Consider the following 342-nt stretch of genomic DNA (forward strand, 5'->3'; position numbering starts at 1 on the left):
GGCGGCGCGTGCGTCAAAATAGCTTTACCGGAAATGGCAGAAACTTATGCGAAGCAGTGATATTTTGATTGTAGATGATGAAGTAGGCATCCGCGACCTGCTCTCCGAGATCCTTCAAGACGAAGGCTATACCGTCACTTTGGCCGAAAATGCCGAAGAAGCGCGCCAATTGCGTTATCAAACGCGTCCGGCCATGGTGTTGCTGGATATTTGGATGCCCGATTGCGACGGCATCACTTTGTTGAAAGAGTGGGCGAAAAACGGCCAACTCAATATGCCTGTGGTGATGATGAGCGGCCATGCCAGCATTGACACTGCGGTTGAAGCCACCAAAATCGGCGC

Annotated in this window: 1 protein-coding gene; it reads left to right on the forward strand. The window is 51.8% G+C overall.

Annotated elements, in window-relative coordinates; all coding sequences use genetic code 11:
• Positions 1–46 precede the first annotated feature (46 nt).
• Positions 47–342, forward strand: a 296-nt coding sequence (locus ACTHSP_RS23110) for a response regulator (RefSeq protein ID WP_440347138.1), incomplete at its 3' end; no start/stop codon positions are given.

The organism is Neisseria sp. P0001.S005, from assembly GCF_051963715.1.